The following is a 19549-nucleotide window of genomic DNA, read 5'->3' as shown; positions in this document are numbered from 1 at the left end:
TTACTTGTCCTCCTTCATGCAGGCCTGGTTGCCTACGGTACAGGAGGTTTTACAGGCCGACTGGCAGGAAGTCTGGCATTCCCCGCAGCCCCTGCCCTGAACAGTCCTGGCCAGGGAAGGGCGGCTGATGGTCTTGATGTGCTTGCCCATAGGTTCAAACCCGCCTCCTTTTGTTAAGACTATGTACATTATACCCCGGTCCAGGCCAGCCAGACAAGACCCTGATGCCTTTAGTTTGGCAGGAGCCACCAACGGGCGGCATACACCAAAAGGCAGGTCCAACGCAGTGAAAGCTGGCGGTTAAATGACGTTTTAATGCGGGAACAGGTAAATTATGGTTCTGTTACAGCATCCCGGCGATGTAGTCCAGGAGGTCTATCGCCCTGATGATGCCTACGGCTTTTTTACCTTCGAACACGGGCAGGATATTCACGTTTTTGGTCAACATCAGTTCGATGGCCCTGGTTACGATATCGTCAGCCTGTACGTAAGCATCCACCAGGGGCCGGATGGCCTGCCCCACCCTGGTCACGGTGAGTTCATTGAGAGGTTCCTTGCGGTAGAAAAAGGCCCAGGACATGGTGAAGAGTTCAGTATTGTCATAAAGCATGCGGTTTTTCTTAATGGCATTGAGGATGTCCCGGGTAGTGAGAATTCCCACCAGCTGCTCCTCGTCCCCTACTTTCCTGGTCTTGCTGAAGACCAGCAGGGAACGGTGCTCGTGGCCGGCGGCGCGGTAATTTCTAAGTACCTTAATGGCATCCTTTAAGGTATCGGTTTCATACACCACCGGATATTCGGACAGCGGCACCATGAGCTCCCTAACTTTTCTCGTTTCAGACATACAGCTCCTCCTTATTTCTGTGCCTTTTACCGCGCCTTACCGCAAATCAACGGCCCCGCCTTTTGACATGGATTGGCCTGCATATAGTTTACTATTAGTTTACTATAAAAAACCTCCCGCCTGAACGGGAGGCTTAAATCTTTTTTATAAAAAATTGGAGCGGGTGACGGGGATCGAACCCGCAGCCCTCAGCTTGGGAAGCTGATGCTCTACCATTGAGCTACACCCGCTTACTTTTTTATTATAGCAATTTCAAAAAAATAGTCAAGGGATCATTGCAGCAGGCTTTACGGCTTAACCAGATTATCATTCACAAAGTTTTCCCAGGGGGGGGGCACGCATCACGTCCAGTTAAGCAAGGCACGGAGGCCGTCCGGGCCAGGGATGGCGCATTTTCGCCAGCCCATTTTGAAACGATTGGACGTCGCCTTATTCAGCCCCCTTGACGCCGACAATAACGTAAAACCAGGCGCCCTCCCCGGGCAAAAGGGGTTTTACGGCCGGGTTCCGGCCCCGCCCCTCTTCTTCGAGATTCTGCCGGAAAAGTTGCAGGTTCTGGAAATAGCTCCCTACCAGTTCTTGAAATTCCTCCAGGGTGTACTCCCGCACGTGGAAGCTGTTGGCCGGCGGGTCCTGGGGTCCCCGGCCGGGTGAAATGAGCAGCCGGTTGGGCGTGGAAACCAGGTAGAGGCCTCCCGGCCTCAGCACCCGCCATGCTTCCCGGACGCAGGCCTCGCCATCGGCAACGTGTTCAATGGTTTCAAAGGAAACCACCACGTCAAAGCTCCCGCCGGGGAGAGGGAGGGCGCAGACATCCCCCTGCTGGTAAACAACCCGGGGATGGGTGTAATTTTCCCGGGCATACTCAAGGCACTCCTGATCAATATCCACCCCCACCACCTTCTTCGCCCGTTCAGCCATCATCCGGCTGCCGTAACCCACCCCGCAGGCCGCATCCAGCACCTCCCGGCCGGCCACGAAAGCCAGGGCAAACTCGTAGCGGGCCAGGTGTTCGGCCATGGTAATCGGGTCACTAAACCCGGGAACCGCCCTTTCACCGCTTACCACGGAATTGTTCATCGGTTGATACTCCCTTCCAGTTCGAATTCAGAACAGGTAAATTTTTGTCTCTTCAAAAACCAGGGACGGGTTATATAGATAGCCAGGCGAGCAGATGGTGGAGGTGCGGGGCCAGAGGTGCAGCTCCTTTCCGCAGATAAGCGCTCCTTGACATTTCAGATCGCTATGCACGGCCCTTTGTGCTAAAAGATCCGGCCTTGTCAGGGCAAACTGCAGCGGCAACCCGTCTAAAGCCATGCGGCTACAGTCAAATCCCAATAATTCCAGGACCGTGGGCATAATATCCACCGTACTCACCGGCACGTCAACCTGCACGCCGGCCGGACCAATGGAACGGGGCATTTTGGTGATCAGGGGCACATGGATCTGGTCGGGGGTCAAAGTGAGACCGTGGTAAAAGTAGACGCCGTTTTCCCCCAGGGCCTCGCCGTGATCGGCAGTGACAATGATCATCAGTTCATCCCAGAGGCCCATTTCCTTTAATGTCTGGAATAAATCACCCACAATATGGTCCTGGTACCGGATACCGCAGTCATATCGAGCCAGGTAAAAACGGACATCATGCTGGTGTTTTGCCACACCATCGGAATCATCGGCCAGCAGCTGGTAACGGGGAATTCCCCCGGCCTCCCCTTCATTCACCACCGGCAACAAGAGGGGTCTTTTCCCGTAATCCTCCGGCCTGAAAAAAGTGTTAAAGGGAGCAGGTTGTATATACGGACCGTGAACATCAAAATAGTGTATCCAGACAAAAAACGGTTTGCCGGTGTTGTCTTTTAACCATGCCAGTGCCCGCGCCGTGGTAAGGGGGCCGTCCCGCACCAGCTCATGAGGTCTGTTTTCTTCTCCCCTGGTCATCTCGTCGTCGTACAGCACAAAGCCCTGGGAAAGCCCCCGGCTGGCGTCCAGAACGGCGCAGCTGACAAAGGCCGCAGTGGACCAGCCCAGGCTCAGGAGGATTTCGGCCAGGGTCACTTCCCGGTCGGGGTCCATTTTTCCGTCCCCCTGCCTGTAACCGACTGAATGATGGGGCACATATTTCCCCGTCATAATTGAGGCATGAACCGGTAAAGTATAAGAGCATGGGGAGTAAGCCCGGCGGAAAAGAATGGCTTCCCGGGCCAGCGCATCCAGGTGGGGCGAGGTTTCCCGTTGATAACCGTAGCACCCCAGGTGATCCGCCCGCAGGGTATCAATGGTAATCATCAGTATGGAAAAGATCATGCAGACTCCTCCCGCTTAAAAATACCCCAGTTGCCTTAAATCGGGCATGGCTATTTCCTTGGCCGGAGCCCGCCCGGAGCGCTCCGCTTCACCGGGACCGGCCGGGCTGGTGCAGGGCCTGCAGCCCAGGCTGACATATCCCCGGTCATAAAGGGAGCAGTAGGGCAGGTGGTGCAGGCGGATGTAGGCCCAGATATCCTCCCGGGTGAAATGCAGCAGGGGCTGCACGCGGATGTGGTCTTCCCGCGGGGAAATATAATCCTCGCCGGCCCGGGCCGGGTGCTCATCCCGCCGGATGGCGGTGAAAAGGTGGGAGACGCGGTATTTCTCCAGTGCCCGTTTCAAGGGAACGGTCTTCAGCCGGTAACAGCATTGAACCTGGTCCCGGCCAATTTCTTCCGGGGGAATGGCCCCGATGTTATTTTCCCGCACCAGGTTAAACCCCCAGAGACGCTGCATCTTATCAATAAACCGGTAAATTTCCGGAAACTTTACCCCGGTGTCAATGTTTAATACGGGTAAGGCTATCTTCCCGCCTTGAACGGTACGGATCAGGTGAAGCAGCACCAGGGAATCCTTACCGCCGGAAAAGGTCACCATGGCCCCTTTGGCCTGCTCGAGCGCGGCAGCAATGATTTCTTTGGAACGCTCAATCTTTTCCGTGAGCATAGGGTACCTCCTTGGAAAAGGCAGCTCAAATTTTTAGCCTTTTATCATTTTGACCGCAAACACTGCGGGAATAATTACCAAACAGGTTGTTTTCCAGGTCACGGTTTCCCCTTTTCCCGAACCGTGTCCTCCGGCACGCCCTGTCGCAGAATCTTTTCCCAGCGGGCCAGATCTGCATCCACCATCATGCGCACCAGCTCGGGAAAGGAAACCCGGGGCTCCCAGCCCAGTTTGGACCGGGCTTTGGAATAGTCCCCCTGGAGCAGATCCACTTCTGCCGGGCGGTAAAGGCGGGGATCCACAACCACGTACTTTTGCCAGTCCAGGCCGGCGTGGCTGAAGGCAATCTCCACCAGTTCCCGCACCGAGTGGGTTTCCCCGGTGGCAATCACGTAGTCATCGGGCTCATCCTGCTGCAGCATCTGCCACATGGCCTGCACGTAATCCCCGGCATAACCCCAGTCCCTGCGGCTGTCCAGGTTCCCCAGGCGAAGCTCACTGGCCAGGCCCAGCTTGATGCGGGCCACCCCGTCGCTGACCTTGCGGGTGACAAACTCCAGGCCCCGCCGGGGCGATTCGTGGTTAAACAATATACCGCTGCAGGCAAAAAGGCCGTAACTCTCCCGGTAGTTCACGGTGATGTAATGGCCGTAAACCTTGGCCACGCCGTAAGGGCTGCGGGGGTAAAAGGGTGTTTTTTCCGATTGGGGCGTTTCCTGTACCCGGCCGAACATTTCCGAGCTGGAGGCCTGGAAAAAGCGAATGCGCGGGTTTACGGTACGGATGGCCTCCAGCATGCGGGTAACCCCCAGGGCGGTAACCTGGGCTGTAAGCACCGGCTGCTGCCAGGAAACTCCCACGAAGGACTGGGCGGCCAGGTTGTAAACTTCATCGGGCCGGGCTTCCACCAGGGCGGCAATCAGGGAATTCTGGTCCGTCAAATCGCCGGGGATCAGCCGCAGGTCCTTTTCCAGGTGTTTGATTCTCTTCAGGTTGCCCACGCTGGAACGCCGCACCAGCCCGTAAACCCGGTAACCCTTCTCCAGTAAAAACTCGGCCAGGTAAGAGCCGTCCTGGCCCGTAATGCCCGTAATCAATGCCCGTTTCACTTGCCCTCACCCCTTATGCGTCCAGAGGACGGCAGCAGGCCCGCTCCACATTCTCCGGGGAAGGTGGATAATGATAGCGCAGGACATCTTTCCATTTGGCCACGAATTTTTCCCTGTTCACGGCCATGTAACGCCGCCATCCCCCGTTGCCGGCTGCGGCGGTTCCGCCGTCGTAATGGATGACCGCAGCCGTGGGTACGTAAAGCACGGCCCATCCCGCCCGACGCAGGCCAAAGCAAAGATCGGCATCCTCGTAGTACATGGGAGCATAGCGGGGATCAAAACCTCCCAGACTACGGAAGAGATCTGCCCTTACCATCAGGCAGGCCCCGGAACAGTAATCCACCGGGCGGGGGTAATTGTACCTGGGCAGGGCGGGATCGTCGCCCCGGCCGTAGTTCCAGCCGGTACCGTCCCTCCAGATGATGGCGCCGGCCTCCTGCAACCTCCCGTCGGGGTAAAGCAGCCTGGCACCCGCCGCCCCCGCCCGCGGGTTTTCCTGCAAAGCAGCTACCAGGGCTGTCAGCCAGCCGGGGAGGGGCCGGGTGTCGCTGTTTAAAAAGAGAAGGTATTTGCCCCGGCTCGCCGCCGCCCCTTGATTGCAGGCATGGACAAAACCCAGGTTGGTGGAGTTGGAAATTAAGCGCACCACATTGCCCAGTGTTTGGAGCCAGGTCGCCGTTTCCCTGTCCGAGTTGTTGTCCACGATGATCAGTTCCCAGGGGAAGGTGCGGCTGGTGTTTTTCCACAATGCCCGCAGGCAGTTTTGTATGTGTTCCAGCTGGTTGTGTACGGGTATGATGATGGAAACCAGCATGGTGTCACTCCTCGAATCCCTGCATCTTGCCTTACCTTCTATTTAGCTGGCTAATCTGCTAATGACTGCCTGACCGGCCTGGTATCTCAGCTTGACAGCAAACTATAAATGGCCGGGGCCACCACGGGAAAACTGTAATAGCGGCGCACATGCTCCCGTCCTTTTTGAGACAGGCGCTCCCACAGGGACTGGTTTTGATAAAGGGTGGCCACCGCCCGGCTGAAGGAGACGGGATCATCGGCCACCAGCACGTTTTCACCAGGCTGCAGCCCCATACCCTCGGCACCCATGCTGGTGGTCACCACCGGCAGGCCGGCGGCCATGGCCTCCACTATCTTGGTCTTTATCCCCGCCCCGTAGCGGATGGGGGCCACCATCAGGCGGCACTGCTCAAAGTAAGGAGCCAGAGAGGGCACATAGCCAGTCACCTTGATTCCGTCTGCTGCCCGATCCCGGATCTCTCGCGGGGGATTGTGGCCCACAATGTAGAGGTCCACCCCGGGGAGGGCCTTTTGCAAATGGGGCCAGATGTGATAGACCAGGTAAAACACGGCATCCGCATTGGGCGGGTGAAAAAAGTTTCCCACGTAAAGCAGGCCCTGGCGGCTGGAAAAGGGGTTGACTTGTGGCCAGGCATCGGCAATAACGGGAATGACCACTGTTTTGACACCTGGTGCCAGGCGGGAAATCATTTTGGCTTCCAAAGGGGTAACGGCAATAACCGCATCGGCCTGCCGGAAAACGGCCGTTTCCATTTCCCAGTGGCGGTAGGCTTCTACAACCTTCTCCTGCCGCCCGGTAACCAGGGCCTCCCGCCACAACCGGATATGGGCGAGATCCACCGTATCCACGGCAATCCTGGTGCGGGGGGAATGGCGGCGGATTACCGGAATGCACGCGAGGGCGTTGGCCGCAAAATGAATGCAGGCAAGGTGAAAGGGGACTTCCTGCACCAGCTGGTCCAGCCCCACCACCCGGCACTTCACCGGACCCTGCCGGCAGATCCGGGCTCCTTTTTCCACCATAAACTCAATACCGGCTTCCTCAAAAACTGGCCGGTAGATTTCGTACCGCTCTCCCTGGAGCAACAGGTAAACCACCCTGTGCCCGGCTTCTGCAATAGCTTTTAAAATACGCAAAACGCGCCATCCCCGTTCGGGATGGGGGAATGAGGGAAGAACTCCGTCAATAAACAGCACGCTGGCCATCTTACCCCACCTGATTGCCAGATAATTCCTCAGCATATTCCCTTAAGAAAACCTGCCGCAGCCGCTCATATTCCGCATCAATCCTGCCCGGACTCCGGTGATAGCACCAGGGTTCTTCCTGGCGGGGCACCACCACCCGGTATCCCCGGCGGGCAAATTCCAGGCACTGGGAAAGGTCGTAAAAGTGAAAACCGTCGATTATGTCCTCCCGCCAGGGCACATCGTAGCGGGTGACCATGAGCAGGCCGTCCACCGCCTGCACCACCTCGTAAAGGCCCGCGGGCTGGTTGAAGAGGAGCACCCGGGGTGGGTCCCCATGAGAAACTTTGCCGTAACTTTTCCCCTCCCACCACATCCCCCCGGGCGGTATCTTTTTGCACCCGCACATGCCTATAAGGCCGATGGAGGGGTCTGCCCGAAAAATCTTCAGAACGTCCCGGCAAAAGTGACGGTTTAAAATAAATACATCGTCGTGCAGGTAAACCTTATAGGTAGCCGCGCTCCTTTCCATCGCCCGGTTATAAGCAGCCGCAATACTGTGCCGGGACGCCACCCGCAGAACCTCCATCTGCACGTCAGGGCGTTCCAGCGCCTGCAGGTACTGGAGGCAGCGGCGGTAACGGGCATCGTCCTGGCTGCAAATGATAAAGGCAAAATGCTCCACACGTGACCCTCCATCCAGGATATGCTTATTGTGCCCCGCCGGTGAAAAGGGGCCTCCCTCAAACCGGAATACCGAAGGTATGCATGAACCAGTCATCGTCGCGAACCCGGCGGCGAAAATACTCATCCCGTTTTTTTAAGACGCCCGGTGTACTCACCCGGGCCCACGATTCGGAAAAGCCAGGATAGCGCCCGGCCATTGACGCCACCCTGGCCAGGCGGTGGGGGCTGAAGTGCAGGGCTGCCAGCAGGAGAAGGTTGCGGGTGAGATTTTTTCCCGGCCTCTGGTAGGGTTTTAAAGGGCGGCTGATGTGCACGACTTTAACCCTCGGCATTACCGCCACGGCAAAACCAAAAAGCCACAACTTCAGCGAAAATTCTACATCATCGTATCCCCAGGTGGTTAAACCCTCTTCAAAGCCTCCCACCTCTAAAAAGGCCTCTCGACCCACGGCCAGGCAGCCGGCGGGGGCCAGGGGCACGGGTGAGAGGGAACGGGGAGGAAAGGTCAGCCCCACCCAGGATAGATCCTTACTTAAGGTGCCGCCGTAGATGATCAAGTGCGGGTTTTCCGTATGCACCAGGGCCGGGCAAACGGCATGGGCCTGCCCGGCCAGCACCGGCCGGGCCAGATCGCCCAGCCAGCCACCGGGAACAATGATGTGGGCGTCGCAAAAAACCAGGAGCTCACCCCTGGCCCGGGCAGCTCCCAGGTTCCGGGCCCGGGCCGGCCCCAAACCGGGGGCTTCGACAAGGTGCACGCGCCGGCTCAGCTCGCCCCCCCGCCGGAGAAAGTCGGCGCACCCATCCCGGGAGCCGTCATCCACCACAATGATCTCCATGGGGCAACCGGAAGGCACGGTAAGCATAAACCGGATGGTTTGCTCCAGATAGGGCAGTTCATCCCGGCAGGCAATAATTACCGAAGCCAGACCTTTTGATCCCCTTGCGGATGCTTCATGCATCTGTTGTAAACCACTCCAGGCATTAAAAGGGTATTTTAAAACGCTCCATGAACCAATCGTCGTCATAGCGGCGGCGCCGGAAATAATTCATACGCTTTTCCCAAACATCGCTGTCCAGCAGCCCTGCCATTACTCCGGCAAATCCGGGCTGTCCCCTGACCATCTCCATTACCCGCTTCAGACGCCTCCGGTTAAAATGCAAAAAAGTCATGCGCAAAAAATTGTGCAGCAGTTCGTCCGCCCCTACCGGATAAGGGTGGGCCTCCCGGAAAAGATGCCGCACCTGCACCTGCGGCTGCACCATAACCCTGTAACCAAAGAGCCAGACCTTGAGGGAAAACTCCTGGTCGTCAAAACCAAACCCGTAAAAACCCCTTTCAAATCCTCCTACCGCTTCGTACACCTGCCGGGATACCAGAAGACAGCCCCCGGGAGCCAGGGGGACATAGGAAGGTTCCGGGGGACGGCGGTGCAACCACCGCCATTGCAGGCTGGCTCCCCAGGTAACCCCGTAACCCACCGCGTGGGGCCGGCGGAAATCGGCCATGGCCGGGCAAACCACCTCGGCCATACCCTCCCCGAGGGGGCGGGCCAGAGCCGCCAGCCAACCGGGCGGCAATTCCAGGTGGGCATCGCAGAAACAAAGGATTTCTCCCCGGGCCTGGGCCGCCCCAACATTGCGTGCACCGGCCACACCCAGGTTTTTCCCCTCAACCAACCGCACACCGGGCATTTCACCGGACCGCAGGAAATCACAGCACCCGTCGGTGGACCCGTCGTCCACCACAATAATTTCCTGCTCCGATCCCCTTGCCTGGATCATGGATCGGACGGTCCGCCGTAAATGATCTCCTTCATTGCGGCAGGGAATTATAATGGAAAAAAGCACAAAAGGAGCGACCACCCTTCGCAAAGGATAGCAGTTTGAACCAATCGAGGTATAAGTGATTCCTCAAACTGACGTTCGGATAAAGTTTCCCAGCTTCCCTATGGCAACGGAGCAACTGGAGGAAACGGAGCTATGGTCGGAAATGGAGCTATGGGAGGCAGCGGGAAGACCGGCGGGAAAATACCGGACTCCACCACCTGAGCCTGATCCTGTACAGCACCGGTCTCCATGTAGAATACCTTTACCTTGTACTCGGTCCCGGGAGCCAGGGGTCCCAGGAAAAACTGCCCGTCCTGATCGGTGAAGGTGTGACCGATAACGGGCCCCAGCTTATCCCCTTCCTTCCGAAACACGACCACCACGGCTCCCGGCACGGGCGTACCATCGGGCCGGCGCACTACCCCGCTGGCCAGCGCCCGGGGTTCGGGGAGGATGAAAAAGTCGTAATGCTGCTGGTTCCCACCAGGCGGGGTAACCAGGTCAAAACTGGTTAGTTGAAAGGCCATCCTGGACACTCCTTCTTTAGTGATTCCTGCTATGAACATACTATGAAAGGGCTAAAATATGGTGCTCGAGTCCCCTGTGGAAATACTTTACTGACGCATTTGGACATCTGCAACATACTTTTAGGGACCGCACAGCGCCCTTCGGGCTCAAGGGTAGAGCTGTTTTACTCCAGCGGAATCATATGCCGGCAGGGATCAAAGGCTTGATTCAGGATCAGGGGAGAAGTGTGGCGCTTTTCCGGTGGAAAATTGGGCGGCAACTTCCATTTAAGTCGAAACTTTTCCCAACCGGTCTGCAGGGCAGCCCGGTAATCCATTCCTTCCCCGGTAAAAGTTCTTTGACCGAAGTGGTAAACAAATACGTCTGCGGCCACCAGCAGCACAAAGCCGGCCAGCCTGGCCCGCAGGCAGAAATCGTCATCTTCAAAATTCCCGGGGTTAAAACGGGGATCCAGCCCGCCAATGGTATTCAAAACCCGCCGCGTGAACAGCAGGCAAAAACCGCTGAGCACCGGGACCGGGCGGCACTGGCCCCGGTTTTGCAGTGCCAGCCGGCGGCTGAATTCCTCCAGCCGGTCCAGGGAAGGCGGGGCTACCGGCATGGTCTGCGTTACACCGCCACAGTTGGAGAGGGGACCCACCAGCCCGGCGCCGGGATACTTTTTTAAATGGGAGATGAGCCCGGATAACCATCCCGGGGTTACCAGGGTATCGTTGTTTAAAAGCAAAAGGTAGTCGCCCCGGGCAACGGCCAGGCCCCGGTTGCAGGCGGCGGCAAAACCCAGGTTGCGGCCGTTTTCCAGCAGCCGGATTTCAGACACTGAGCGCAGGTATTCCCGGATGCCGTCGGTGGAACCGTTGTCCACCACAATAATTTCAACCGGTTCCGGGGTGTACTTGATAATGTTTTCCAGGCATAACACGGTCAGGCTCAGCTGGTTCCTTGTGGGAATGATAATAGAGGTAAGTTTTTCCTTCATCAGAAAGGGCAAATTATCTATCACCTGCCCTGGAAATGGTTGTCCTTAACCCTGCCCCTGAAACCACACGGTAATCACCGTATCCATGCCCGGCTTCTTGTTCCGGAATTTAATGCGGGCATATCGCAGGAAAAACTGGGGGACAAAAAGGTGCTTATCCCCGGGCTCGATTACGTACGACGATTCCCCGAAGGAACTCCAGGTCACTCCGTCCGGACTCAGCTCGGTCTGGGCCACCACAGGATTGGGACCGTCATTGCGGACCAGAAAAGAAAAGGTCCGGATCCGGGAAAGATCAATGCTTTTGCTAAAACCTTCTACATCCCGGCTAACCAGATTACGCTGGACAATACTGGTGAACTCGGGTTCAGGACATTCGGGAACGGGCTTGCGGTATAAGATAAGGCATAGGACAATGGCGACAGCCCCCAGCACAATCCCGGCAAAAATGCCCAGCACGCCCAGGTGCTCAAGGTTATCTTTTTGCCGTGCGAATCTGGAATCTTCCGGCATGGCACCAATTTTTGCCATAGACTTAAACCTCCATAATCAGATACCCGGTCAACATTGGCAGAATTGGAGGGGAAAGACCGCGGGAAAAACCGCGGCCTTCTCCTTGTTGTTAGCTCTGGCCCTGGAAAAAGATATTCAGGGTCACGGCGCTATTCGAGTCGACGGCAGCATAGTATATACGTGCGTATTTCAAGAAAATAGCAGACACAAGGGTAGTTACATCGCCGGTGTTCAGGGTAACCGGGCCGGCCTCGTCGATCCAGCTGCTACCGTCCGGGCTGATCTGCAGCTTGACAGTGGCGGGAGCAATCGTTGTGGAGGCGTTAACAACGCCAAACGTCCAGGTCCTGAGATTCAAAACGGTGTAACTGGTATCGGGGCTTCCTGCAGTGTCTGTAACGTTTGCCCTCGTGGCCGATACGTCAGTGGTGACCAGATTTGACAATACGGCCAGGCCGGTGCTGGTGATAGTCAGGCCCCCGGCCGGCGGCGTGATCGACAAACCAGTATCCGGTGCCGTTACCAGCAACCCGTTCGCCGGTGCGGTGACGGCCAGACCGGTGCTGGTGATGGTTAAACCCCCGGCCGGCGGCGTGATCGATAAACCGGTGGCCGGTGCCGTCACCAGCAACCCGTTCGCCGGTGCGGTGACGGCCAGACCGGTGCTGGTGATGGTCAAACCCCCGGCCGGCGGCGTGATCGATAAACCGGTGGCCGGTGCCGTTACCAGCAACCCGTTCGCCGGTGCGGTGACGGCCAGACCGGTGCTGGTGATGGTTAAACCCCCGGCCGGCGGCGTGATCGATAAACCGGTGGCCGGTGCCGTCACCAGCAACCCGTTCGCCGGTGCGGTGACGGCCAGACCGGTGCTGGTGATGCTCAGGTTACCTGTTGAGTCGGTATTCAAGGCTACATTCTGGCTGCCAAAGATTTTTATACGCGCTTGATCTGGATTATCTTGAAAAATTTTATAGTTTGGCATTAGCTGTCCTCCTTCGTATGGTAAATTTTGACGTTACCGCTATTAGGATATTCTGCATTATTGTGGAAGGTTACAGGCCCTGTGCATAAATTAACAAAAAAACTATTTTACTGAATGAGGTATGAGAGATCATGGAGTCCAGAATCAGCTTGTGCATGATTGTGAAGGACGAAGAACAAAACATCCGCCGCTGCCTTCAAAGCGTGGCCGGGACCGTGGACGAAATAATTGTTGTAGATACGGGCTCTACCGACGGTACTTGTCAAATAGCCAGGGAATTTGGTGCCCTGGTCCACTCTTTCCCCTGGAATGACAATTTCAGTGACGCCCGCAATGCCTCACTTGAACTGGCCACGGGAGACTGGATTTTGTTTTTAGATGCTGATGAAGAACTGGCTGGTGAAAGCAGGGAAGTGCTGCGCAGGCTGGCCAACGAAAAGAATGTAGAAGGTTATTTTATCAAGATAATTAACTATGTAGGCAACGAGGGATGGGGCGAAACCTGCCCGGACCTGGTCTTCCGCCTTTTCAAAAACCGAAAGGACTACCGGTTTCGCGGGGCTATCCACGAACAGATCGCAGACGTGATATTAGAACGAAACAGCCAGGCCAGGTACCAGATTGCCGAAGACCTGGTGATCCTGCATTACGGCTACCTGGACCGGCAAATAAAGGCAAAGGATAAAAAGAACCGGAACCTGGCCCTGCTCAGCCAGGAGCTAAACCGGAATCCGGACAACCGCCACCTTCGCTATCACTACGGTGTGGAGCTGTACCGGGCGGAAAGGTTTGATGAAGCAGCAGCAGAACTGGTCAGGGCGGCCAATGGTATCGATCCGAACACCATCTACCTGCCCAAACTCCTGCGTTACATCGTCCTGGCCTACCATGCCGCCCGCAAGCCCGAACAGGCTTTAGAAATTGTCCAGCTCGGCCTGGATCTTTTTCCTGACTACGCAGACCTCTATTACTACGGCGGGTTGATCAGCTACGAACAAAAAGATTACGGGCGGGCGTACGAGTTCTTCCAAAGGGCGCTGTCCATGCCCGAACAGCCGGCCCACTACGCACCTTTCGGCGGGACGCGGGGTTTCCGTTCCCTTTACCAAATGGGACAGCTGGCGGAAGTTTTTTTGAACCACGAAGAAGCCATGCGTTATTACATCTTGAGCCTGCGGGATAACCCCCACTTCACCCCCGCCCTGGAAAGCATCACGCGCCTCTTAAAACCACAAGAAGATCCGGTTTATGCAAAAAAATGCCTGGAACAGCTTTGTGAATTCTGTACTCCCCAGGCCAACCTCCTGATGGGGCAAATCCTTTTCCGCCAGTCCGCCTACAAGCTTGCCCTGGAGTACCTGGAGCGGGGCATGGACCAGCAGGAAGCCGCACCGGAAATTCTATTATGGAAAGCAATCTGCCTGATCCAGCTGAGGCGTTACCTGGAAGCCCTGCGCATCCTTGAGGGGTTCGACCCCGGCCACCGGCTTTACCCGCTGGCCAAATTAAATAAAATCTTGTGCTTCTGGTTCCAGGGAAAACGCCGTAAAGTGCTGCCCCTGGTGGAAGAACTGTTTGCCCTCGGACTTTCCCAGGACACGGGGGCGGTGGTAAGCCTGCTGCGAAACTACCCGGGCAGGCGCAGAGGTCCCGGGGTCACCCTGGGCGATGAGGGAATGTCCCTTCTCCTGGATATTCTAATGCGTGCCCTTGACCTGGGGGAGAAAGAACGGGCCGAGTCGCTGTTAGACGGTTTATCCCGGGAGTGCCTGAGCAAGAACGCCCGGGCCGTAGGCCAGCTGTTCTACCGGTACGGCCACCTCAAGACCGCAGAATATTACCTGGGTCTTTACCTGGAGGCCAATCCGGAATGCCCCGAAACACTCTTTACCCTTGCAGAAATTAAAGAGCGTCAAAACGCCTGCATCGAGGCCGGGGAACTTTATAGACGGGCCCTGGCGCTGGATCCAGCAGAACCGCGGTATTATGTCAGCCTGATCAGGCTTTATGAAAAGATGCGCCGGGAAATCCTGCGGGAAGCCATTGATAAATACCCCGAACTACCGGTTCTGCGCAGGCTCTTTGAGGAGGCAAACCAGGAAATATGATACCAACTGTAGCTTTAGCGATGATCGTGCGCAACGAGGAGGCAAACCTGGCCGCCTGCCTGGATAGCGTTAAGGGGGCGGTCGATGAAATAGTTATTGTAGATACCGGTTCGACGGACCGTACCGTAGAGATCGCCCGCCGTTACACCGGCAAGGTCTACCGTTACCCGTGGCACGGTGATTTCAGCGCCGCCCGCAACTATGCCCTTGCCCGGGCTAAAAGCGATTGGATCCTGTTCCTTGATGCCGATGAAGAACTGGATACCAGTCCGGGCGACCTGTACTCGCTTATAAACAATAACAGCGGTTACGAGGCCTTTTTCCTGCCCCTCCATAACCGGGCCACTGAAAATCCCGGTGACTACAACCGGTTTTTCGTCCTCAGGCTGTTTCGAAACAAGGCCGGCTACCGCTTCCAGGGGGTCATCCATGAGCAGGTGGTGATTAGCCGCCCGGAAGCGGTAGGTACAGCACAGGGCCCGGTTATCTGGCACAGGCCTTTATCCAAAAGAGAACGCAACCGCAAGCGGGGGCGCAATCTGGCCCTGCTGCGGCAGGCATTAGCTGCGGATCCCGCCAATCCCTTCTTACAGTATTACCTGGGGGTGGAATGGCTGGGCCTGGGCAAGGCTGAACGGGCGCTCCCGTACCTTCAAGAAGCCTTAAAACAGCTGACGGACGGGCACATCCTGTTCCGGGTACCGGCCATCCGTTTAGTGATTGCCTGCTTGAGGGCGCTGGGGAACCTGGATGAGGCCATCTGTATATGTATGGAAGAAAGCCAGCGCTATCCCTTTTACACCGATCTATTTTTCGACGGAGGAATCCTGTTCGAGGAAAAAGGGGAGTATGAAATAGCCCTGAAATGGTTTAAGGAGGCCCTGCGTCTCGGCCAACCGCCCCCCCTGTTTAGCCATACCAACGGCACGGAGAGCTTCCTGTCGTTATATCATCTGGGCTACTGCCACGAAAAACTGGCCAGGTTCAACGAAGCTAAAAACTGTTACGAGAAGGCCCTGGCATTAAACCCTGCCTATCTTTATCCGCTCTACAACCTGTTCCTGCTCCACCTGGCTGAAAAGGGACCACAGGGTACCTTCGACCATCTCAAAGCCGCCGGGCACCTCAACCACCCCCAACAGGTAGTAGTGCTGGCCGACCTGTTCTTCGAGGCCGGTTTTCCGGACCTGGCCTGTGCGTGTTTTGAAGAAACCTGTCCAGGTGCCGGCAGTCCAGCTGAGGACCATGCCCGGCACCTGGCACGGTTTTGCGTGTATGCAGGCCGGTTTGAGCATGCCCTTTCCCTTATGGAGCGTATCCGGCACGCCGGTGGTGAGATAGATCCCTCCCTGGCAGTTGACGAGATCGTTGCCCTGATGCTCAAAGAAGATTACCGCCTGGCGAAAATAAGGACCATTTCCATGTGGCGGCGGCCACAAGGGCGCAGCCCGGCCTGGACGTTATTGAACCTGATTTCGCTGCTCGGCAACAGTTCCAGGTGCGGCCGGCCGGAAAAAAACCGTGAGCCGGCAGTCATTGAAACGGCCCTGACCATCCTGGAGAACTGCTTGCGCTACCGGCCCGGGCCTTTGGAACCAGGTAATGCTCGCGTTTCATCGGGGTACCACCGGCTGGCGCAAGAGACAATAAAGCTTTTAACCAGCCTGTCTCCCAGGGGATGCATGGCCCTGTGTGCCTACCTTAAAGAAAAAGCCAGCGCCGCCCGTCACATGCTGGACTACAAATGCGGCCCGGCCAGGAGGTTATTTTCATGAGCAGCGGGTTACCGGTGAGCCTGTGCATGATTGCCAGAAACGAAGAACACTGGATTGCCTCCTGCATCCAAAGTGTGCAGCACCTGGTGCGGGAAATCGTCGTGGTCGACACGGGCTCTACCGACCGGACGAAGGAAGTGGCCGCCCAAAGTGGAGCCAGGGTTTTTACCTTTCACTGGTGCGATGATTTTGCGGCGGCAAGAAACTACTCCCTTAGTAAAGCCACAGGTGACTGGATCCTGGTCCTGGATGCTGATGAAATACTGGCTCCAGTTAAATTGGAAGAATTCGCCAGACTCCTTGACGCACCGGATGTAGAAGGGTATTTCGTGAAAATCCGCAGCTACCTGGGGTACGGTGAAGGGATGGCCGAGGACCAGGTGGTGCGGTTGTTTAGAAATAAACCCGCCTATCGTTTTGCCGGAGCCATCCATGAACAGGTAGCCGGGGCAATCAAAAAGCATAACGCCGGAGGGGGCCTCGCCTTTTCGGATCTGTTAATCTACCACTTTGGCTATCTCGACCGGCACTTGCAGCTCAAAAACAAGCACCAGCGTAACATCTGCGTAATTAAAAAGGCCCTGGATGATAAACCTGATGACCCTTTTCTTTTATACAGCCTCGGCATCGAACACTTGCAGTGTGGGGAAATCAAAAAAGGCATTGAACAGCTGGAGAAAGCCCTGGTCTTCATGCGCGGGAACGAGGGTTATTTCCGCGATTTGTTGCTCACGCTGTGCCTGGGGCTTTTCAGAACCGGTCAAAGGGACAGGTTAACATTTTTGCTAGACGGGGCCCTATCCATGCTGCCCGCCGACCCGGACCTGCACCTGCTCAAAGGACTTTTGGCCCTGTATGACGGCCGCTGCGACACGGCCATCGAAGAACTGCGTTTTGCCCTCATTGCGGGAGCCCAGATTCTCCCCCCTTACCACATCCACGCCTTGCTTGGGGACAGCTATAATCTTTTGGGCCAGTATGGGGAAGCAGAAGATGAGTACTTTCACGCCTTACTCCTTGCACCGCACATGTTGTACCCGCTGACCCAAATACTGGGTTTAAAACAGCGGGGTCGGGGCAGGCTCCAATGGCAGTCATTAAGCCGGTTTGCTTCCCCATCCAGGAAAAAAGCCCTGTACAAAGAGCTGTGCAAACTCGGCGAGTTACCCCTGGCAATGGTCCTGGCGCTGCTTATACTGGTCGAACCGTCTAACTCCAGAAACTGCAGGGAATTAATAGAGACCTGCCGGGAATACCAGTTTATGATGGAACAGTACCTGGCCAGCCGGCCCGGGCAAGAGCCGCTGGGCAACTACCTTCTTACCTGCGCCAGCGGGATGCTTTTATACGCCGGCGCGGTGCAGCGGAATCTGGAGTGTGGGTTGTTTTCTTTCGTCCAGGGACTTCTCAGGCTGGCCTCATCCGCCCTGGAACTGGTGGTCATGGGGTTGTGCCCTTCCTGGTCACCTGCTCTACTGAATAGCCTGACGTTTGGTGAAAGGATTGATCTGGATGCAAAGGGTGCTCATCGCCAGTCCGGTCCGGCAGAAACCGTCCATACTAAGAGAATTCCTGTGGTCCCTCTCGCACCTGGAGACCACGGGTCTAGAAGTTGAATACGCGTTTATTGATGATAACGAAAGGGAAAGTACCCTGCTGCGGGAGTTTGCCGCCGGGAGAAAAAATGTTCATATCTTCCCCGGCAACGGTGCAGGGCACGCTTACCACTGTGACGAGCACACCCACCACTGGCGGGAAGATTTAATCTGGAAAGTAGCCGGATATAAGAACCGTTTTATCCAGCTGGCCCGGGACAGTGGCTTTGATTTCTTGTTCCTGGTTGATTCGGACCTGGTGCTGCACCCGAAAACGCTGGTCCACCTGGTGGGGTTGGGAAAGGATATCGTTTCCGAGGTCTACTGGACCAGGTGGGAACCGGACATGATCCCCCTTCCTCAGGTCTGGGTAGCCGACAACTACCGGCTGTATCACATGCAGCGGGGCGAGATGCTCGACGAAAAGGAGATCGCCCGGCGGGTGAAAGAATTTCTGGAGACGTTGCAAAAGCCCGGTGTTTATAAAGTAGGCGGCCTGGGTGCCTGTACCCTGATCAGCCGCAGGGCAATCCTGTTGGGGGTCTCCTTCAGCGAAATATATAACCTGGGCCTTATCGGGGAGGACCGGCACTTTTGTATCCGGGCGGCTGCCCTGGGGCTGGAACTGTATGCCGACACCTACTACCCGCCTTACCACATTTACCGGGAGTCCGAGCTTGCGGGCCTGAAGGCTTATAAAGAGAAATATTTTCCGTCCGGCAGGGAAACTCCAACCGGTGCGGCCATGCTGCAAACTGCTGATGAAGAGACTGGTACACGGGGAAGTAAAATTACCCTGGCCATGCTGGTAAGAAACGAAGCCGGGAGATACCTTGAGAGAGTTCTCAAGCACGCGGCGCAGTACATCGATTGTGCCGTGATTTTAGACGATGCCAGCGAGGATAATACAGTGGAAGTGTGTAAAAAAACCCTGCAAAACATTCCCTTGACCCTGGTTTCCAACAAGCAACCCTCTTTTCATAACGAAATCATCCTGCGCAAGCAGCTCTGGGAGCTGGCGGTGGGAACCAGGCCGGACTGGATTTTAATTTTGGACGCCGATGAAATTTTTGAAGAGCGCGCGGTGAAGGAGCTAAGGTCCCTGGCTGTCAACCCGGAAATTGAGGTTTATTATTTCCGCCTCTACGACATGTGGGATGAAGATCATTACCGCGAGGACGAATACTGGAAGGCTCACCACTACTACAGACCCTTCATGGTCAGGTATGTTCCCGGTTTCCCCTACCAGTGGCGGGAAACCCCCCAGCACTGCGGGCGATTTCCCCATAACATCACTGAGCTTAGAGGCGCCACCAGCTCCTTACGGGTGAAACACCTGGGCTGGATGAAACCGGCCGACCGCCTGGCCAAGTACTACCGCTACAAAAAACTGGACCCACTGGGGCAGTACGGACTAATTGATCAATATCTGTCTATCCTTGACCCTAAACCAAACCTGGTGGCCTGGAAAGACGAGCAGTGAATTTGCCCGGTGATACAACCTGTTCACCGCTCAAAACATTAGTTTCACAGTGGCAGCCTTGACTGCCACCCCGCAGGTGGTTAGATAATTGCACATATCATTCTCTTACTGCATAATATGAACCTGAAAAAAATCTGCC

20 protein-coding genes and 1 tRNA gene are annotated in these 19549 nt (G+C 56.2%); 5 read left to right on the top strand and 16 right to left on the bottom strand.

Annotated elements, in window-relative coordinates; genetic code table 11:
* The 16 genes from scfA to D7024_RS15485 form a co-directional block, all read right to left on the bottom strand.
* Complete coding sequence (gene scfA / locus D7024_RS00305; protein ID WP_121450036.1) at window positions 1-150, bottom strand: six-cysteine ranthipeptide SCIFF; 150 nt, start codon at window positions 148-150, stop codon at window positions 1-3.
* A 193-nt stretch (window positions 151-343) separates the two neighbouring features.
* Window positions 344-844 carry a CBS domain-containing protein gene (locus D7024_RS00300; protein WP_121450035.1) on the bottom strand — a complete coding sequence of 167 codons (501 nt, stop codon included), beginning with the start codon at window positions 842-844 and terminating at the stop codon, window positions 344-346.
* A gap of 155 nt (window positions 845-999) precedes the next feature.
* A tRNA-Gly gene (locus D7024_RS00295) sits at window positions 1000-1074 on the bottom strand.
* 199 nt (window positions 1075-1273) lie between these two features.
* Entirely contained in the window at window positions 1274-1924 is a 651-nt protein-coding gene (locus tag D7024_RS00290; protein WP_121450034.1) for a class I SAM-dependent methyltransferase, read from the bottom strand.
* Window positions 1925-1951: 27 nt separating this feature from the next.
* Entirely contained in the window at window positions 1952-3148 is a 1197-nt protein-coding gene (locus D7024_RS00285; protein ID WP_121450033.1) for a sulfatase, read from the bottom strand.
* A 15-nt stretch (window positions 3149-3163) separates the two neighbouring features.
* Window positions 3164-3817 carry a phosphoadenosine phosphosulfate reductase family protein gene (locus tag D7024_RS00280; RefSeq protein WP_121450032.1) on the bottom strand — a complete coding sequence of 218 codons (654 nt, stop codon included), beginning with the start codon at window positions 3815-3817 and terminating at the stop codon, window positions 3164-3166.
* 98 nt (window positions 3818-3915) lie between these two features.
* Complete coding sequence (gene gmd, locus D7024_RS00275) at window positions 3916-4926, bottom strand: GDP-mannose 4,6-dehydratase (protein WP_121450031.1); 1011 nt, start codon at window positions 4924-4926, stop codon at window positions 3916-3918.
* A 13-nt stretch (window positions 4927-4939) separates the two neighbouring features.
* On the bottom strand, window positions 4940-5743 hold the full coding sequence (locus tag D7024_RS00270; protein WP_121450030.1) for a glycosyltransferase family 2 protein: 804 nt from the start codon (window positions 5741-5743) through the stop codon (window positions 4940-4942).
* Between the two features lie 86 nt (window positions 5744-5829).
* The gene (locus tag D7024_RS00265; RefSeq protein ID WP_165859212.1) at window positions 5830-6951 is read right to left on the bottom strand and encodes a glycosyltransferase family 4 protein; all 1122 of its coding nucleotides are present in this window, start codon (window positions 6949-6951) and stop codon (window positions 5830-5832) included.
* A gap of 1 nt (window position 6952) precedes the next feature.
* On the bottom strand, window positions 6953-7615 hold the full coding sequence (locus tag D7024_RS00260; RefSeq protein WP_165859211.1) for a glycosyltransferase family protein: 663 nt from the start codon (window positions 7613-7615) through the stop codon (window positions 6953-6955).
* Between the two features lie 58 nt (window positions 7616-7673).
* On the bottom strand, window positions 7674-8579 hold the full coding sequence (locus D7024_RS00255; RefSeq protein ID WP_165859210.1) for a glycosyltransferase family 2 protein: 906 nt from the start codon (window positions 8577-8579) through the stop codon (window positions 7674-7676).
* A 22-nt stretch (window positions 8580-8601) separates the two neighbouring features.
* The gene (locus D7024_RS00250; RefSeq protein ID WP_165859209.1) at window positions 8602-9468 is read right to left on the bottom strand and encodes a glycosyltransferase family 2 protein; all 867 of its coding nucleotides are present in this window, start codon (window positions 9466-9468) and stop codon (window positions 8602-8604) included.
* A gap of 98 nt (window positions 9469-9566) precedes the next feature.
* On the bottom strand, window positions 9567-9974 hold the full coding sequence (locus D7024_RS00245; RefSeq protein WP_165859208.1) for a carboxypeptidase-like regulatory domain-containing protein: 408 nt from the start codon (window positions 9972-9974) through the stop codon (window positions 9567-9569).
* Between the two features lie 164 nt (window positions 9975-10138).
* A complete protein-coding gene (locus D7024_RS00240; protein WP_121450024.1) occupies window positions 10139-10966 on the bottom strand; it encodes a glycosyltransferase family 2 protein in 828 nt (275 codons plus the stop codon).
* Window positions 10967-10999: 33 nt separating this feature from the next.
* Window positions 11000-11485, bottom strand: coding sequence for a DUF6385 domain-containing protein (locus D7024_RS00235; RefSeq protein ID WP_121450023.1), 486 nt, complete (start codon window positions 11483-11485; stop codon window positions 11000-11002).
* A gap of 91 nt (window positions 11486-11576) precedes the next feature.
* A complete protein-coding gene (locus D7024_RS15485; protein ID WP_341466927.1) occupies window positions 11577-11825 on the bottom strand; it encodes a DUF6385 domain-containing protein in 249 nt (82 codons plus the stop codon).
* Between the two features lie 31 nt (window positions 11826-11856).
* Between D7024_RS15485 and D7024_RS15480 the strand changes: the two genes are divergently transcribed.
* From D7024_RS15480 to D7024_RS00210, 5 genes are all read left to right on the top strand, one after another.
* Window positions 11857-12414, top strand: coding sequence for a hypothetical protein (locus D7024_RS15480; protein ID WP_165859207.1), 558 nt, complete (start codon window positions 11857-11859; stop codon window positions 12412-12414).
* 166 nt (window positions 12415-12580) lie between these two features.
* Window positions 12581-14557 carry a TPR domain-containing glycosyltransferase gene (locus tag D7024_RS00225; protein ID WP_121450021.1) on the top strand — a complete coding sequence of 659 codons (1977 nt, stop codon included), beginning with the start codon at window positions 12581-12583 and terminating at the stop codon, window positions 14555-14557.
* Window positions 14554-16332 carry a glycosyltransferase gene (locus D7024_RS00220; protein ID WP_121450020.1) on the top strand — a complete coding sequence of 593 codons (1779 nt, stop codon included), beginning with the start codon at window positions 14554-14556 and terminating at the stop codon, window positions 16330-16332. Before D7024_RS00225 ends, D7024_RS00220 begins: the two co-directional genes overlap by 4 nt.
* Complete coding sequence (locus D7024_RS00215) at window positions 16329-17948, top strand: glycosyltransferase family 2 protein (protein WP_165859206.1); 1620 nt, start codon at window positions 16329-16331, stop codon at window positions 17946-17948. Before D7024_RS00220 ends, D7024_RS00215 begins: the two co-directional genes overlap by 4 nt.
* Window positions 17845-19410 carry a glycosyltransferase gene (locus D7024_RS00210; RefSeq protein WP_121450018.1) on the top strand — a complete coding sequence of 522 codons (1566 nt, stop codon included), beginning with the start codon at window positions 17845-17847 and terminating at the stop codon, window positions 19408-19410. The genes D7024_RS00215 and D7024_RS00210 overlap by 104 nt, the downstream gene beginning before the upstream one ends.
* The last annotated feature ends 139 nt before the right edge of the window (window positions 19411-19549 follow it).

The sequence above is a fragment of the Desulfofundulus salinus genome (assembly GCF_003627965.1).
Lineage (GTDB): Bacteria > Bacillota > Desulfotomaculia > Desulfotomaculales > Desulfovirgulaceae > Desulfofundulus > Desulfofundulus salinus.
This window is presented reverse-complemented; position numbering and strand designations above follow the sequence as displayed.

Coding starts and splice junctions, on each gene's coding strand:
- scfA (WP_121450036.1), bottom strand. CDS start 150: ATGGGCAAGCACATCAAGACCATCAGCCGCCCTTCCCTGGCCAGGACT.
- D7024_RS00300 (WP_121450035.1), bottom strand. CDS start 844: ATGTCTGAAACGAGAAAAGTTAGGGAGCTCATGGTGCCGCTGTCCGAA.
- D7024_RS00290 (WP_121450034.1), bottom strand. CDS start 1,924: ATGAACAATTCCGTGGTAAGCGGTGAAAGGGCGGTTCCCGGGTTTAGT.
- D7024_RS00285 (WP_121450033.1), bottom strand. CDS start 3,148: ATGATCTTTTCCATACTGATGATTACCATTGATACCCTGCGGGCGGAT.
- D7024_RS00280 (WP_121450032.1), bottom strand. CDS start 3,817: ATGCTCACGGAAAAGATTGAGCGTTCCAAAGAAATCATTGCTGCCGCG.
- D7024_RS00270 (WP_121450030.1), bottom strand. CDS start 5,743: ATGCTGGTTTCCATCATCATACCCGTACACAACCAGCTGGAACACATA.
- D7024_RS00265 (WP_165859212.1), bottom strand. CDS start 6,951: ATGGCCAGCGTGCTGTTTATTGACGGAGTTCTTCCCTCATTCCCCCAT.
- D7024_RS00255 (WP_165859210.1), bottom strand. CDS start 8,579: ATGCATGAAGCATCCGCAAGGGGATCAAAAGGTCTGGCTTCGGTAATT.
- D7024_RS00245 (WP_165859208.1), bottom strand. CDS start 9,974: ATGGCCTTTCAACTAACCAGTTTTGACCTGGTTACCCCGCCTGGTGGG.
- D7024_RS00235 (WP_121450023.1), bottom strand. CDS start 11,485: ATGGCAAAAATTGGTGCCATGCCGGAAGATTCCAGATTCGCACGGCAA.
- D7024_RS00225 (WP_121450021.1), top strand. CDS start 12,581: ATGGAGTCCAGAATCAGCTTGTGCATGATTGTGAAGGACGAAGAACAA.
- D7024_RS00220 (WP_121450020.1), top strand. CDS start 14,554: ATGATACCAACTGTAGCTTTAGCGATGATCGTGCGCAACGAGGAGGCA.
- D7024_RS00215 (WP_165859206.1), top strand. CDS start 16,329: ATGAGCAGCGGGTTACCGGTGAGCCTGTGCATGATTGCCAGAAACGAA.
- D7024_RS00210 (WP_121450018.1), top strand. CDS start 17,845: ATGCAAAGGGTGCTCATCGCCAGTCCGGTCCGGCAGAAACCGTCCATA.